Origin of the sequence: Microbacterium sp. (genome assembly GCF_047605725.1) — a bacterium.
GTDB lineage: Bacteria > Actinomycetota > Actinomycetes > Actinomycetales > Microbacteriaceae > Microbacterium.
In genome coordinates, this window is record NZ_JASGFE010000013.1 from 25959 (window position 1) to 38778 (window position 12820).

The window sequence follows — 12820 nt, forward strand, 5'->3', positions numbered from 1 at the left end:
GCGCTCCGCGTTCGGTCACGAGCCGTCCTGCTCCGCAGCGGCGCACCGGTCCCACTCACCCATGAGCCGTTCGATCGCGGCGTGGAACCGCGCCGTCGCGGCCCCGGGACTCGTGTCGCCGAAGTAGTGGCGCACCCAGCCGGCGAGCCGTTCCACCGAACCGGGGTCGGAGAGCACCCGCTCGGTCTCGTCGAGGATCGCACCGGCGCGCTCGGCAGTCAGCCACTCGGCATCCGAGAGATAACCGCCGGCATCGATCTCCGCCTCCGCACTCACCGGTCGCGTCACCAGCAGGGGCTTGTTCGCGGCCAGGCGGTCGTACACCATCGCGGAGATGTCCACGATCGCCAGGTCCGGGGAGCTCAGCTGCCAGCCGAGCTCGGGGCTCTCGTCGTAGACGTGGTGAGCCGTCGGGTCCGCCTCGTTCGCCGCGGCGATGGCGGCCACGATGCGCTTGTTCGCCGCGCCGTAGGCCGCGTCCACGACGCCCGAGCGCGGGTGCGGTCGGTACACGAGGCGGTGCCGCGGAGACGCCAGCACAGCGGCGGCGAGCGCCTCGCCGTGAGAGAGGATCGATCCGTACGCGGCCGCCGGGCGGTCGCCTTCCCACGTGGGCGCGTAGAGCACGACGGTGCGGGCGTCGAGCGGGTAGGGCAGGCTCCCGGTGAAGTGGTCGGCCTGCGGGCGGCCGATCGGGATCGTCCTGCGGTCCAGGTCGTAGTCCCACAGCGCGCGCGAGAGCCGTTCGCGGGCGGCATCCCCGGCGATCAGGGCGTAGTCGTACGCCTTGAACTGGTTCGTCGTCATGTACATCTTGTCCGACTCGCCGTGGTTGATGAACACGTGCCAGCGCCGGCCGTAGCGGAACATCTGGAAGTTCCGGGTGTTCTGGTTCACGTACAGGACGATGCGGATGTCCTCCTGCGCGAGGTAGGACTCCAAGTCGGTCACCGTGGGGACGAAGGCCACCGGAAGCGCGCCGTCCTCCAGCATCGCGAGCGCGCCGCGCGCGTTGCGGCTGAGCACGACGACCGGCCACGTGCGCGCCAGCTCGGCCAGCGGCCGGTACCACTGGCGGATCTGGTAGAGGTTCACCACGCCGTCGGCGAAGTACACCGCGATGCGGAACCTGCCCACCGGCAGCGGATCGCGCGCGTCGAGCCGCTGCCGCAGCCTGCGCACCGCGAAGCGGCCCCGCACCGCCCGGCGCAGGAGGGAGAGCACACGGGCGCCGTCGGAGAGCATCGTCACCCGTCCACACTACCGAGCGGGATGCCGTCGCCTCGCCCCGTGGGATGATCGACGGATGCAGGTGGACGAGCTCACCACGCGGGACGCGCCCCTTCCGCCCGCCGGTTCCGGGGTGAGCTTCGTGATGCCGGTCCTCAACGAGCGGGCCTACCTGGAGCGCGCGGTGCAGACCGTGCTCGCGCAGGAGTTCGACGGGCCGGGAGAGCTCATCCTCGCGCTCGGCCCGTCCACCGACGGGACCACGGCCCTCGCGCAGCGCCTGGCCGATGCCGATCCGCGCATCCGGCTCGTCCCCAACCCAGGCGCGCACATTCCCGAGGGCCTGAACGCGGCGATCCGGGCCGGGCGGTACCCCACGATCGTGCGGGTGGACGCGCACTCCGAACTCGCCGTCGGCTACACGCGCCGCGCGCTGGCCACGCTCGAGCGCGTGCGCGCCGGCAACGTCGGCGGCGTGATGCGCGCCGACGGACGCACGCCCTTCCAGCGCGCCGTCGCGCGCGCCTACAACTCCCCGATCGGCCTCGGCGGCGGCGCCTACCACGGCGGCACGCACGAGGGACCTGCGGAATCGGCCTACCTGGGGGTGTTCCGGCGCGCCGTGCTCGACGAGGTAGGGCTCTTCGACGAGTCGGTCCGCCGCGGCGAGGACTGGGAGTTGAACCTGCGCATCCGCGCCGCCGGCTACCGCGTGTGGTTCGACCCGGCGCTCGCGGTGACGTACTGGCCGCGCGAGAGCTGGACGCGCCTGGTCCGCCAGTTCCGCTCGACCGGCGCGTGGCGCGGCGAGCTCGTGCGCCGCTACGGCCGTCGCAACTCGCTGCGGTTCTTCGCACCGCCGCTGCTGGTGCTGGCCGTCGCCGCAGCCCTGGTGATCGGCGTGCTGCAGTCGTCCGGCGCGGTCTCGGGCTGGCCGTCGGCGGTGCTCTCCGCGGTGTACCTCCCCGTGGCCGCCTACGTCGCCCTCATCCTCGCGGTCGCGGCGGGACCGGCCGGCGGGCGCGGCTGGCGCGACCGGCTGTGGACGCTCGCGGTGCTGCCCTCGATGCACCTGGCCTGGGGCGTCGGCTTCCTCGCCGGCACCCTGCGCGGCGCGCACGACACCGTGGACACCTCTCGCCTTGACCGGAACACCCCGCTGCCCTGAGCCCCCGGCCTGAGCCCCCGGCCTGAGCCCCCGAACCCGCGGCATCCCAAGTCCCCGCTGCTCTGAACCCCCGGCATCCCGAAGCCCGAAGACTGAAGACTGAAGTCCGAAGTCCTCCCCTCCTCCCCCGCGAGACCTCCCGTTTGCACCGTTCTACGCCGAAAAACGTTGCAAACGCGAGGTCTCGCGAGGGTGCTGGATCGAGGAGGTTTCGCGAGGCCGCCCGATTGCACCGTTCTGCGCGGGAAAGCGTTGCAAACGAGAGGTCTCGCGAGGAGGAAGGATGCAGGTGCGGGCGCGGTCGGTCAGCGCAGGCGCGAGTCAGGCGCGCGAGACGAAACCCTGGTCGAGGATGCGGGCGACCACGCGCTCGGCGGCGTGCCCGTCGTCGCGCGCGTTGAACCGCGCCCGCCACGCCGCATAGGGTTCCGCGTAGCGCTCCGCCGTGCCGGGGTCGGCAAGGGCTGCCACCAGCTCGTCCTGCGTGCGCACGAACGGCCCCGGCGCGTGCGCGGCCAGGTCGAAGTAGAACCCGCGCAGCTCGCCCCGGTAGTGCTCCAGGTCGGGCACGAGGAAGTACATCGGCTTTCCGGTCGCGCTGTAGTCGAACATCACCGAGGAGTAGTCGGTGATCAGGGCATCGGCGACCACGAGCAGCCGGGACACGTCAGGGTAGGCCGTCACGTCGATCACCCGCGGGCCGGTCGCATCACTGCCGGGCAGGAGCGTGCGCGAGTGCCCGCGCACGAGCACGACGGCGTCCGCCTCGACCGCCAGGGCTGCCGGGTCGAGGAAGTCGACCATCTGCTCGCGGTCGTCGCGCCACGTGGGCGCGTACAGCAGCACCCGCTCCTCCGGCCCGATCCCCAGCGCCGCCCGCGTGGCCGCACCGTCGTCGGTGCGCAACACGTCGTTGCGCGGATACCCCTCCACCCAGATCGGCCGGCCGAGGAACGCGTAGGCCTTCTTCAGGATGCGCGCCCCGTACGGGTTCTGCGCGAGCAGCACGTTCCAGCGCCGGCTCTCCTTGATCACCGCCGCGGCGCGGCGCGGATCGAACCCCGGTCGGTGCAGCGCGAGCCGTTTGAGCGCCGTGCCGTGCCACGTCTGCAGCACCACCTGACCCCGGCGGCGCACGAAACGGCGCCGCAGCCAGTCGTTGACCACGAGCAGGCGCGCCGCGCCGCGCGCACGCCACCACTCCGGGCTCCCCTCCACGACCCGCACGGCGCCGTCGGGAGCCTGCACGGACAGGTCCACGACGCTCCAGTAGCGCGTGATGCCGGGTGCGACGCGGGCCAGCTCCCGATCGATCGCCAGCGGGTTGCAGCTGGCGTTGCGTCCGTAGAAGCTCTCGAAGAACACCGCGTTCTCCACGCCGCCGGGGCGCGTCGCGTAGCGCCGCTCCAGCGCCGCCTGCCCTTCGCCGGAATCGTAGGCGGGATCCAGCGGCGGGCCGATGCGCAGCGTCCCGTCGGTCAGCGTCGCCCGGAGCGTTCCGAGCATCGTGAGCGGGACGGATGCCGCGACCGACCCCTGCTCGCCGTCGACGGTGACCTGCCGCACGGCGTAGTCCCCGGTCGGCAGGGGCAGCACGGGTCCGCCCCAGCGCGCCGCCTGCAGCGGCACGGTCGCCGACCAGCCCTCGTCGCAGGCAGTCGCAGAGGCGTGCGTCCGGGCGCGCGGCCCGACCACCTCGACGGCCGCCGGCACCGGCCCGTCCCCGGTCAGGACGAGCGCGGCAACCGGGTCGTCCTCGAAGCGCGCCTGCATCATCTGGCTCCCTTCGCGACGCGCCGTGACCGCGCCGCCGTCCCGGCGTCCAGCGCCGCCCGTATCGTCCGGTACACCCGGTCGGTGTTGCCCCCGTCGTCGTAGTCGTGCACGTGGGCGCTCAGCGCGCGCGAACGCTCGACCCGCCCCTCGCGCTCCCGCGCGTCGCCAAGCACCGCGGCCAGCTGGGAGACCGCATCCGACCACGACGTCGCCGGATCCGGCCCGGCCACCTCGGCATAGGTGCCGTAGAAGCCGCGCTCGAGCCCGTAGGCGTCGGCGTCGGGGGCGAGAAAGACCACCGGAAGCGGCACGAGGCCGACGTCGTAGAGCAAAGACGAATAATCCGTCACCAGGACGTCCAGGCCCGGCAGCAGTGGCGTGACGTCTGCCACGACGGCGCTGCCCAGCCCCCGCACGCGAGCGGTCGGCGCGGGCGGGGTGTAGTCCCCCGCGCCCAGCGGGTGCGATCGCACGAGCAGGACGGCGTCGTGCGCGTCGAGTGTCGCCTGCAGCTGCGCCCACTCCGCGGCGTCGGGGACCGCGGGATCCGGCGCGCCGTCGCGCCACGTGGGGGCGTACAGCACGAGGCGCACACCGGAGCCGCACGGGCCGACGAGCTCCTCGAGCCGGGCGCGAGCGCGGGTGCGGCGCTCCTCCCCGGATCCACGGGAGAGCACGTCTACGCGCGGCTCGCCGGTCACGCGCACCCGGTCGTCCGGCAGCCCGAAGGCCGACTCCAGCCGCCCGCGCACGAGGTGCGACGCGGCCGGCAGCAGCGAGATGCGGCGCTGGGCGCCGCGGTACAGCAGCCCGATCAGTCGGGCCAGCGTGCGCGATCCAGGAAGCACGTCGCTGCGGGTGGTCGCCGGCGAGTCAAGACCCAGGCGCTTGAGCGGGATCCCGTGCCACAGCTGCACGACGTACGCGCCCGCCGCGGCGTACCGGTTGACGTCGCCGAATCCGTGGGTGATCACGATGACGCGGGCGCGCGCGGTGCGCCACAGCCCGCGCACGGAGTGCTTTGGGATCGACGGGATGCCGTGGCGTGCGGCATCCGCTCGTTCGGTCTCGCTGCCGACCAGCCAGACCGCTCGCTCGCTCGCGTCGGCCGCACGCTGCCACAGCGCGAGCGCGCCGTCGCCGATTCCCGCCCCGCACCCGAACACCCACTCGTCGCGCGAGCGCGGCACGATCGCGGTCAATATGCACCCTGCGGCATACAACGGGATGCGGAGCAGCTTGGCCGCGTTGCCCGCACCGAACGAGAAGGACGCCACCCCGCGAGCCTATCGCGGTGTGGCGTCCTTCTCGGGTCTCGCGGCTACTGCGTCAGGCTCCCGAGCGTCACCTCCACGGTGTGGGACTGGCCGTCGCGGACGTACGTGACCTCCGCCTCGCTGCCGGCGGCGTGCGCACGCACCTGCGCGGTGAGGTCGACCGCCGCGGTGATCGGGATGCCGTCGAACGCCGTCACGATGTCGCCCTGCTGCAGACCCGCGCTCGCGGCGGGCCCTCCGCTGGTGACCTCGCGAATGAGCGCACCGGCGATGCTCGCGTCCTCCGCCGCCGCCGCGTCGCCGACGGTCGCGCCGAGGAGGCCGTGCGTGGCCTCGCCGTCGGAGATGAGCTCGTCGCTGACCCGCTTGACGATGTCGGAGGGGATCGAGAAGCCGACGCCGATGGAGCCGGCATCCGTCGAGGTGCCGCCCGCCGTCGCGATCGCCACGTTGACGCCGATCAGCTCGCCCTCGCCGTTGACCAGGGCGCCACCGGAGTTGCCGGGATTGATGGCCGCATCGGTCTGGATCACCGCGATCGAGATCGAGCTGTCCGCCTGCTGCTGCTGCTGACGCTCCTGCCCGAAGTCGAACTGGAACGGCGAATCCTCGCCGGAGTCGTTCTGATCCTGGCTGCTGTCGGGTGCTGCCGACGAGGCGATCTGGATCGACCGGTTCAGAGCGCTCACGATGCCGGTCGTGACGCTGTTGGAAAGACCCAGCGGCGCGCCCACGGCCACGGCCTGGTCGCCGACGTTGAGCTTCGCGGAATCGGCGAACTCGATCGGCGTGAGGTCGGTGGCGCCGGTGAGCTTGATCACCGCCAGGTCGTACACCGGGTCGGTGCCGACCAGCTCGGCGTCGTACACCTCGCCGTCCGAGGTGGTCACGCGCAGCGTCGCGTCGCCGGTGGCGCCGTCGAGGGTCACGACGTGGGTGTTCGTGACCACGTAGCCGTCGGAGGTCAGCACCACCCCGGAGCCGGTGCCGCCGGAATCGCCGCTCGTGGCCGAGATCGTCACGACACTAGGCACGACCTTCGCCGCGATCGCCGTGGTCGCCGTCACCGAGTCGGTGTTGTTCACCGTGATCGTCGAGGGGCCGCTGGCTGTCGAGCCGGTGCTGGAGGGGAACAACGACGCGCTCGCTGTGGACACCCCCAGGCCTGCCGCACCGCCGACGATCGCGGCGGCGACGAGGATGCCGACGATCTTGCCCGAGCCCACACGCGCGGAGCGCGCTTCGGCCGCCTGAGAGGTCGGCGGCGGATACGCCGCGGCACTCGTGCTCGCGCCGGGCGGCGCGGGCGGCAACGGCGGAGGCCCGGAGTACCCGCCAGGGGGGATGGGCACGGTCGAGGCAGTGGGCGCCGCGGGCGCGGTCGAGGCGGTCGGCGTGGTCGGCCTTGAGGCGGTCGACGTGCTGGTCGCGGCAGCGGCCGACACCAGTGCCGTCGGCGGCAACGGCTCCGTCGCGGCATCCGGCATGGGAGGTCGAGGCGGAATCGGTCCCGGCGCGGGGCCGTCGCCTTCCTGACGCTGGGACTGCTCGGGGACGGACGGGAGGTTCTCGCTCATGGTGCTCCTTCTGCAAAAGCCCTCTCAGGATGCCTCCCGATGCTGTGCTTTTCTTATGCTCGCACCCCGACACCCCTGTGCGTGTAACCTGAGCGCGATGCATGACATTCCTGGCGCCTGGCGACGCGCTGCCACCGGCGCGGGCCTGCTGTCGCCCGACGGCACGGCAGCGCCCACGATCTTCGCCGAGATGAGCTCGCTGGCCGCGGCCACCGGGGCCGTCAATCTCGGCCAGGGCTTTCCCGACGAGGACGGACCGGCCGTCGTGCTGGAGGCGGCGCGCGCGGCGATCTCGCACGGGGTCAACCAGTACCCGCCCGGGCGCGGCATGCCCGATCTCCTGCAGGCGATCGCCGAGCATCAGGAACGGTTCTACGGGCTCGCCCTCGACCCGCACCGCGACGTGCTGGTGACCGCGGGGGCCACCGAGGCGCTCGCGGCGACGCTCCTGGCCCTCGTCGACGGGCCGGACGACGAGGTGGTCGTCTTCGAGCCGTACTACGACTCCTATGCGGCGTGCGTCGCCCTCGCGGGCGCCCGGCTGATCACGGTGCCGCTGCGCTGGCCCGACTTCCAGCCGGATCTCGACCGGCTGCGCGCCGCCGTCACCGACCGCACCCGCGTGATCCTCGTGAACGATCCGCACAATCCCACCGGCGCGGTCTTCGCGCGCGAAGTGCTCGACGAGGTCGTGCGCCTCGCCGAGCGGCACGACGCGATCGTCGTGACCGACGAGGTCTACGAGCACCTCGTCTTCGAGGGCGCGCACACTCCGATCGCGACGCTCCCCGGGGCGTGGGAGCGGACGCTGACGATCTCGTCGGCCGGCAAGACGTTCTTCACCACCGGGTGGAAGATCGGCTGGATCAGCGGACCCGAGCCGCTCGTGCAGGCGGTGCTGGCCGTCAAGCAGTTCCTCACCTATGTCAACGGCGCACCGTTCCAGCCCGCGATCGCGACCGGGCTGCGCCTGCCCGACGACTACTTCACCGGCATCGCGGCGACGCTGCGCGCCAAGCGCGACCTGCTGGGCGCGGGTCTGCGCGCGGCCGGGTTCGAGGTGTCCACGCCGGCAGGCTCGTATTTCACCGTCGCCGATGCGGCGCCGCTGGGAGCGACGGATGCCGCGGACTTCTGCCGGGCCCTGCCCGCCCGCGCGGGCGTGGTCGCGATCCCGCTCACCGCGTTCGTGACCCCGGAGCACCGCGCGGATTACGCCGCGCTCGTAAGGTTCGCGGCGTGCAAGCGGACCGAGGTACTCGAGGACGCGGCATCCCGCCTCGCCACGGGCTTCTCCCTCCCCTGAACGCACCTCGCGTTCGAGGCGGCTGATCCCGCATCCCCCTCCACCTCTCCGAGTCACTGCTCCATCTTCGAGTCACTGCGCTGCAGAGCAGTGACTCGAACCTTGGGCAGTGACTCGGCACGGGAGACAGTGACTCGGCGCGGGGAGAAGGCGGGGCGCGCGAGCGGGCCGGAGCACCCGAGCGGGCAGGCCGGGGAGTCCGAGTGGGCGGACGCCGACGGGAGGGCAGCGCGCCGGTCAGTCGCGCGGGACGACCCGGTAGCGGCGCAGGCTCAGCGCCGGGTTGACCCGGCGTACGCGATCCACCGCCGCCGCGTCGAGGAACGCGACGGCCACGTCGGTGGCGGTCCCGACCGCGGCGATCTCGACCCCCTGCGGGTCGATGACCGCCGAGCGGCCGACGCCGACGGGCGGCGGGTGATCGGATGCCGCGACGAACAGGGTGTTCTCGATCGCCCGGGCACGCAGGAGGGTCTGCCAGTGGTCCTCCTTGAGCGGCCCGCGCACCCACTCCGCGGGTACCAGGATCACGTGCGCTCCGGCATCGGCGAGCACGCGCGCCGCCTCGGGGAACCGCAGGTCGTAGCAGGTCATGAGCGCGAACCGGAGCCCGTCGACCTCGAAGGTCTCCGGCGCGCCCGGCTGCCCCGGCTCGATCCAGTCCGACTCGCGCTGCCCGAACGCGTCGTAGAGGTGCTGCTTGCGATAGCCGGCGCGCAGCCCGTCGCCGTCGACCGCGACGACCGTGTTGCGTACGCGCCGCCCGTCGCCGGCCCGCTCGACCATCCCCGCGACCACATGCACGCCGTGCGCGTCGGCGATGCGCACGAGCGCGCCCACGAACGGCCCGTCGAGGTCCTCCGCCGCGGCGGCGAGCGTCTCGTCGAACGGGTCGACGAAGTAGCTGGAGTACTCCGGGAACAGCACCACGCGCGCACCGCGGCGCGCGGCCGTGGCCGCGAAGCCCTCGATCACCCGGAGGTTCTCGGCCGTGTCAGTGGTGGGAGCGAACTGGGCGACCGCGACGCCCACGGCATCCGTTGTCGTCATCGGCCGTCCCTCCGCGCTCGCAACCTGATCGGGATCACACCTCGCGGCGCTCGACGCCGCCGCGGCGATCCCCTTGAACCGTAGCCGACCGCGACGACGAACACGAAGGCGACCGGACCGAGGCCGACGGCGACGAACCTCCCCGTGGCCCCCTCGCTCCCTGCGTGCGCCGAGCCCCGAGACGCGTGCTAAGCTTGATTCTCGTGCCGCGGGGTGGAGCAGTTCGGTAGCTCGCTGGGCTCATAACCCAGAGGTCGCAGGTTCAAATCCTGTCCCCGCAACAAAATGAGGAAGGCGTCCCCGTCCAGGGGGCGCCTTCCTCATTTGCGTTCCGAGGCCGGCGCCGCGAGCCTGCTTCAGGGGGTCCCGCGCCGTCGGCGGCTCCGCGCGCCGCACCGCGGCGGGTGGAGGGACGGCGTGGCCAAATCCTGTCCCCGCAACGAGTGAGGAAGGCGTCCCCGTCCAGGGGGCGCCTTCCTCATTGCGTTCCGAGACCGGCGCCGCGAGGAGTTCCTACTCGGCCGACTCTTCGAGATCCAGGAGCTTCTGCACCGCGGCGGTCAGGCGCTCGTCGGCCTCGCCGAACGCGGCCCAGTCGCCCGCCTGCATCGCCGCGGAGCGGTCGAGCATCGCCTGACGGGCCTCGTCGAGCGCCGCCGTGTACGCGTCGCCCTCCGTGGCCGGCGTCTCCGGCGTCTCCGTCGTGTCCGGCTCGGTCGTCGTCACGTCCTTGTCCCCGGCTTCCACGCCCGAATAGCCGCCGAACAGCTTGTCCAGCGCCGCCTGCAGCGTGTCCTCGAAGGCGACCTCGTTGCCGAAGGCGACCAGCACCTTCTGCAGCGTGGGCAGCTTCGTGGCGCCGGAGGACTGCACGAACACCGGCTGCACGTAGAGGAGGCCCCCACCGACCGGCAGGGTCAGCAGATTGCCGTTGAGCACCTCGGACTGCCCCTGTTTCAGGATGTTGATGAACGCGGACACGCTCGGATCGGCGTCGAAGGTGTTCTGCACCTGGCCGGGGCCCGGCACCGGGGTCTCCGCGTCGATCACCAGCATGCGGAGCTTGCCGTAGTCTTCACGTTTCGTGCCCGCCTCGGCACCCGCGTTCGAGTCCACCGCCAGATAGCCCATCAGCACGTTCCGGGTGTCGTCGCCGCCCGGGATGAACGTCGTGAACATGGAGTAGGTCGGGGAGTCCTGACCCGGCATCTGCATCGTCAGGTAGTACGGCGGCTGCAGCTCCTCCTGCGTGGATGCCGGGTCGTCCGGCGTCTTCCAGGCGTTGTCACGCTGGTAGAACGACTGCGCGTCGTCGACATGGTAGGTGCCGAGCATCGCCCGCTGCACCTTGAACAGGTCGGTCGGGTACCGCACGTGGCTCATGAGCTCGGCCGACATCTCCGAGACCGGCTTGAGCGTGGACGGGTAGACCTTCTGCCACGCCTTCAGCATCGGGTCCTCGGCATCCCAGGCGTAGAGGGTCACCGAGCCGTCGTACGCGTCGACGGTGGCCTTCACCGAGTTGCGGATGTAGTTGACATCGTCGAGCGCCACGCGCGGGGTCGTGTTGGTGGTGTCGGAGATCGCGTCGCGCAGGCTCACGATCGACGAATACGGGTAGTTCGCGCTCAGCGTGTAGCCGTCGACGATCCAGACGATGCGCCCGTCCACGACCGAGGGGTACGGGTCGTTGTCGAGCTCGAGATAGGGCGCCACCTTCTTCACGCGCGTCGCCGGATCACGGTCGTAGAGGATCTGCGACTGCGAGTTGATGGCATCCGAGAACAGGATGTCGGTGGACTGGAACTTCAGCGAGTAGATGAGCCGGTTGAAGACGTTCCCCACGCTCGGGCCGCCGTCGCCGGTGAAGGTCGTCTTCGTCTCGCTGGCGCCGTCCGTGCCGCGCGGGTAGTCCAGCTCGATGTCACGCGCACCCTCCTCACCGCCGACGATCGAGTACGTCGGCGAGGTCTCGCCGAAGTACACGCGCGGCTCGAAGCCGCCTTCTGCGCTGGTCAGCGCGCCGGAGGCGGGGATGCCGCGCTCCAGGAACACCGGGTTGCCGTCGGTGGTGCGCTCGTTGCCCTTCGCCGCCACCAGCCCGTAGCCGTGGGTGTAGACGAGGGTCGTGTTGTACCACGACGCCGCGGTGCCCAGCTGGTCAAGGTTGAGCTCGCGCACCGAGACGACGGTGTCCTGCGAGGTCCCGTCGATCTGGTAGCGGTCCACGTCGAGCGGGTCGGTGAACTTGTAGTACGAGCGGTACTGCTCGAGCTGGCGCACGGTCGGGCTGATGATCGCGGGATCCATGATGCGCAGGGATGCCGTGGTCTCGGCATCCGCGCGCAACTGACCGGGCTCGGCGTCGGTGACCGCCTTGAAGTCGCTCTTGTCCAGGCCGTCGATGCCGTACGCGGCCTTGGTCGCGTCGATGTTGCGCTGGATGTACTCGCTCTCCAGCGCCAGCTGGTTCGGCCGCACCTGGAACTGGTTCACGAACCACGGGTAGGCCATGCCCACCACGAGCGAGGAGACGATCAGAAGCCCGGTCGCGATGAGCGGGAACCGCCAGCGGCCGATGACGGCGGTGACGAAGAAGAGCAGCGCGACGATGATCGCCGCGATGGCGAGGATCGTCTGGCCCGGGATGATGGCGTGCACGTCGACGTAGCTCGCACCGGTGATGCGGTCACCGGTCTCCAACAGGGTCTTGTACCGGTCGAGCCAGATGCTGGCACCCTGCACGAGCACGTAGAGCCCGGCGAGCACGGCGAGCTGGATGCGCGCCGCCTTGGAGATCCGGAGCTCGCGCTGACCCACCCGCACCGAGCCGTACAGGTAGGCCACGAGCGCGGTCATCGCCAGGCACACCAGCAGGATCGCCGAGACGAAGCCCACCGCGGCGGAAAGCAGCGGCAGCTCGAACAGGTAGAACCCGGTGTCCATGCCGAACTGCGGATCCTTGTCGCCGGTGGAGACGCGGTTCAGCCACAGCCACACCGTCTCCCACTGGGCGGAGGTGGTGAAGCCTGCGAAGAAGCCGAAGAAGAGCGGGATGCCCCACATCGCCAGGCGCCGCAGCGGCTCCACGACCTCCTGGTAGCGGTCCAGCTGCGAGCTCAGGCGCGCGTACACCGGCCGTAGCCGGTAGGCGAGCTGGATCGCGGCGAACACCGGCACCGCCATGGCGACGAACCCGATCGCGAACATCACGACGCGCGCCGTCCACTGCGTCAGCAGCACGCTGTCGAAGCCCAGCTGCTCGTACCAGAGCCAGTCGGCGAACAGTGTCGCGAAGACGAAGAACAGGCCCACCAGCGCGGCGATCACCGCGAGCGTGATGCCGACAGCGCGACGGGAGGAACTGGGAGGCGTGGCCTGATTCGGCACGGAGGTCGTGGTCACCCTCCCATCCTAAACGGAGGGGTTCCGGCGG

The 12820-nt window shown here is 71.4% G+C and carries 9 protein-coding genes and 1 tRNA gene; 4 read left to right on the forward strand and 6 right to left on the reverse strand.

Going from position 1 to position 12820, the window contains the following annotated elements; genetic code table 11:
- Positions 1-15: 15 nt before the first annotated feature.
- Positions 16-1251, reverse strand: a complete 1236-nt coding sequence (locus QM641_RS04505; protein ID WP_415113882.1) for a hypothetical protein — start codon at positions 1249-1251, stop codon at positions 16-18.
- 55 nt (positions 1252-1306) lie between these two features.
- Here QM641_RS04505 and QM641_RS04510 point away from each other — a divergent pair, with 55 nt between their 5' ends.
- Entirely contained in the window at positions 1307-2398 is a 1092-nt protein-coding gene (locus tag QM641_RS04510; RefSeq protein WP_415113884.1) for a glycosyltransferase family 2 protein, read from the forward strand.
- A gap of 321 nt (positions 2399-2719) precedes the next feature.
- Here the strand turns inward: QM641_RS04510 and QM641_RS04515 are convergent, their stop codons facing one another.
- The 3 genes from QM641_RS04515 to QM641_RS04525 are packed head-to-tail and all read right to left on the reverse strand — an operon-like array spanning position 2720 to position 6803.
- Positions 2720-4174 (reverse strand): CDP-glycerol glycerophosphotransferase family protein, encoded by a 1455-nt coding sequence (locus QM641_RS04515; protein WP_415113886.1) that lies wholly within the window; start codon positions 4172-4174, stop codon positions 2720-2722.
- Positions 4171-5451, reverse strand: coding sequence for a CDP-glycerol glycerophosphotransferase family protein (locus QM641_RS04520; RefSeq protein ID WP_415113888.1), 1281 nt, complete (start codon positions 5449-5451; stop codon positions 4171-4173). Before QM641_RS04520 ends, QM641_RS04515 begins: the two co-directional genes overlap by 4 nt.
- Positions 5452-5495: 44 nt before the next feature.
- Positions 5496-6803 (reverse strand): S1C family serine protease, encoded by a 1308-nt coding sequence (locus QM641_RS04525; RefSeq protein ID WP_415113890.1) that lies wholly within the window; start codon positions 6801-6803, stop codon positions 5496-5498.
- Here QM641_RS04525 and QM641_RS04530 point away from each other — a divergent pair.
- Entirely contained in the window at positions 6796-6987 is a 192-nt protein-coding gene (locus QM641_RS04530; protein WP_415113892.1) for a hypothetical protein, read from the forward strand. The genes QM641_RS04525 and QM641_RS04530 overlap by 8 nt on opposite strands.
- A gap of 138 nt (positions 6988-7125) precedes the next feature.
- On the forward strand, positions 7126-8334 hold the full coding sequence (locus tag QM641_RS04535; protein WP_415113895.1) for an aminotransferase class I/II-fold pyridoxal phosphate-dependent enzyme: 1209 nt from the start codon (positions 7126-7128) through the stop codon (positions 8332-8334).
- Between the two features lie 237 nt (positions 8335-8571).
- On the opposite strand, the gene QM641_RS04540 is transcribed toward QM641_RS04535, so the two are convergent.
- A complete protein-coding gene (locus tag QM641_RS04540) occupies positions 8572-9384 on the reverse strand; it encodes a carbon-nitrogen hydrolase family protein (protein ID WP_415113897.1) in 813 nt (270 codons plus the stop codon).
- A 207-nt stretch (positions 9385-9591) separates the two neighbouring features.
- Here QM641_RS04540 and QM641_RS04545 point away from each other — a divergent pair.
- A tRNA-Met gene (locus tag QM641_RS04545) sits at positions 9592-9665 on the forward strand.
- Positions 9666-9897: 232 nt separating this feature from the next.
- On the opposite strand, the gene QM641_RS04550 is transcribed toward QM641_RS04545, so the two are convergent.
- Positions 9898-12789 carry a UPF0182 family protein gene (locus QM641_RS04550; RefSeq protein ID WP_415113899.1) on the reverse strand — a complete coding sequence of 964 codons (2892 nt, stop codon included), beginning with the start codon at positions 12787-12789 and terminating at the stop codon, positions 9898-9900.
- Positions 12790-12820: the final 31 nt, after the last annotated feature.